Origin of the sequence: Agrobacterium sp., from assembly GCF_032092815.1 — a bacterium.
Lineage (GTDB): Bacteria > Pseudomonadota > Alphaproteobacteria > Rhizobiales > Rhizobiaceae > Agrobacterium.
The window spans coordinates 125,083-126,776 of sequence record NZ_DAMDBP010000013.1 but is presented as its reverse complement, the minus strand read 5'-3'; the positions used below and the strand labels follow the sequence as shown (position 1 = coordinate 126,776).

1 protein-coding gene and 1 pseudogene are annotated in these 1,694 nt (G+C 57.1%); both read right to left on the bottom strand.

The features are described from left to right. Positions 1 to 34 precede the first annotated feature (34 nt). Positions 35 to 1,111 carry a DUF917 domain-containing protein gene (locus RT613_RS10470; RefSeq protein ID WP_313615119.1) on the bottom strand — a complete coding sequence of 359 codons (1,077 nt, stop codon included), beginning with the start codon at positions 1,109 to 1,111 and terminating at the stop codon, positions 35 to 37. Positions 1,112 to 1,277: 166 nt separating this feature from the next. Next, positions 1,278 to 1,694, bottom strand: a pseudogene (locus RT613_RS10465) (ABC transporter substrate-binding protein); the annotation flags it as partial.

The following is a 1,694-nucleotide window of genomic DNA, read 5'->3' as shown; positions in this document are numbered from 1 at the left end:
GTATTGGTGCCGCCAACGTCAATACCGATGCGTTTCATGGGAATACCGATCTGAAATCTATATCATAGCCAAATGCACGTGGACCGACCGCGGCGATACCGGCTGGTGTTGTCAGAAGTTCCGGCGCCGGCAGGGCGACAACAGTCACGCGCTGGCCATAACGCACGGATTCCGTGCCGATAGCGCTGCCAGATACCGTATCCAGCAGGCACAGCAGGTCAGGTGTCATGGCAACGGGCGCACCATCACGGAAGGCGACGGCCCATTCATTCTGGAAAGCCAGTTCCATGCGGGATCCCTTATCGGCATCCATGCCCTCGATCACCGTGCTACCGCGCAGGAAGCCGCCGGTGGTCTCACGCGCGACGTCAATTACCTTACCGCGGAAAAGCTGCTTGCCGCCTTCATGGTCAAGCACTGCCTGCACAGGATCAGCATGCTGTGCACGCGCATCCATGACGGCACGTCCAAGCTCGACCGCCTTGGTGACGGTGTAATGAATGCCCCATTCCTTGACTTCCTTGCCAGTGCGTGGCGCCTTGCAGGTTGCAGCCGTCGAACCCACCTCGGTGCAGACTTTACGCGAAATGCGCTCCATCCATTTCCAGGAGGCCGCACGAGTGACGATCACTTCATTGTCGCGCACGTCGACCAGAGAGAGCGGAAACATCGGCAAATTGCCAATCGCAAATGATGTCATCTGCGCTTCCGGATAGGCGCGTCCCATGGCGTCGGCATTCACAACCGGCCGGTCCAGCATGGCAGCCGCCAGGAATGACGACAACGCATTGGATCCGCCGATCTCGACGCTCATGATCGCCCGGAAAGGCTTGCCCAGATAATCTTCCATAACCTCAACCGCACGGGCCAGATGGACTGGATCGCCAAGGCGTTCCTGTCCCACCAGAGGCGCACCCATTTTGGAGACAACAGCAACCATGTCGTCATCTTCAAGCGCCATGGGGTCCATGACCTGCACGCGGCGACCTTCAGCATAAAGCCGGCGAAGGTTCAGCGTGGAGATATACGGATTGCCGCCACCACCTGTGCCCAAAATCCATGCGCCGGTGGCCAGCGGTTCAATGTTTTCTTCTGCGAATTCCTGAAGCATGTCTCACCCTAGAGCAATTCCGGCAAGGAAGCGCGTCTGCGCTTGGCATCAGGAATTGCGTGAAAACAAGGAGATAGAACGATTTCTGCAGTCGAAACATGCGGAAATGTTCTGAGCAATTGTGTTTCCGACCCCGCCTGTACGGGGCCGGATTTTTGTGTGGCTATCAGTTAGCCGAGCAATCCCAATGGAAATTGGAGAAGTTCAGATCCCAGCTCTGCATTGGAACGAACTCGTAGCCCTGCAAGCACTTGTTGGCGCCGTAACGGCGGTTTGGTGCCACGGCCCAGACGTCGGGCTGCAGGTCTGCAATCTTCGTCTGCAGTTCCTTGTAGGTTGCGTTCTGTTCAGCAACGTCTGTTGTCGCACGTGCCTTGTCGATCAGCGCATCGATTTCCGGGTTCTGCAGCCATTCCATCGACATCCATGTGCCGGATGCCTTGGAGTGGTACTGATTGTAGAACATTGCGTCCGGCGATGGGTAGGTCGGGGAAATGTTGACCTGCGTCGAAGCCGGCGTGGTTTCTGGCTTTGAAGACAGTTCCACGATGCGGTTCCATGGCTCAGGCTTGATGTCGAGCGT

Excerpts from the sequence above, each read along its gene's own strand:
- RT613_RS10470 (WP_313615119.1), bottom strand. The coding sequence starts at position 1,111 with ATGCTTCAGGAATTCGCAGAAGAAAACATTGAACCGCTGGCCACCGGC.